General features: G+C 52.1%; 1 protein-coding gene. It reads left to right on the top strand.

What is annotated here, in order from left to right:
- Positions 1–263, top strand: a 263-nt coding sequence (locus tag ACZ3HH_RS30415; RefSeq protein WP_465810344.1) for a hypothetical protein, incomplete at both ends; no start/stop codon positions are given.

Genomic DNA, 263 nt, shown 5'->3' with positions numbered 1-263 from the left:
CAGTTTCCAACGTCAACAACTTCTCATTGACAAACGGTGGGACTATCGTCACAACGGGTGCGTCATCATTCACGGGTAACTTGTCGTTGACGTCCAATAGCGTGGCTGCCGGTACATCGATATCAATAAACAATGCACTATCTGCGGGTGGCACCGCCACTTTGAATGTAAGCGGACATGATGGCGCCGGAACGAATTACACCATCAACGAAACCGGCACGGGCTCATTGACGGCGACGACGCTGTCGGTTACATCGACTGAC

It is taken from the genome of Pseudomonas sp. PME37.24/025 (assembly GCF_055556615.1).
The sequence above is the reverse complement of the archived record's forward strand: the minus strand, read 5'-3'. Positions and strand labels throughout refer to the sequence as shown.